We start from the raw sequence: 235 nt of genomic DNA, 5'->3' as shown, positions 1-235 counted from the left end.
GCACGCCCGATCCACACCTGCGCATCGGGTCCGGCGAAGTGGAGCAGCAGCGCGAACAGCACCAGGTTCGCCGCGAAGAAGCGGTAGGCCAGGGGGATGAACTGCCGCCGCGGCAGGTTGCGCACCGCCAGTGCGAACAAGGGGCTCGCCACCAGCATCGCCAGCAGCGTGCCGGTGAACAGCCACGGCAGGTTCTGCACGCCACCGGCCACGCCCAGTTCGTCGCGGATCGGGC

1 protein-coding gene is annotated in these 235 nt (G+C 70.2%); it reads right to left on the bottom strand.

The features are described from left to right. A partial coding sequence (locus SB717_RS39620; protein ID WP_410908819.1) for a hypothetical protein occupies positions 1-235 on the bottom strand: 235 nt, incomplete at both ends.

The sequence above is a fragment of the Priestia sp. SIMBA_032 genome, assembly GCF_046535215.1.
Taxonomy (GTDB): domain Bacteria; phylum Bacillota; class Bacilli; order Bacillales; family Bacillaceae_H; genus Priestia; species Priestia aryabhattai.
This window is presented reverse-complemented; position numbering and strand designations above follow the sequence as displayed.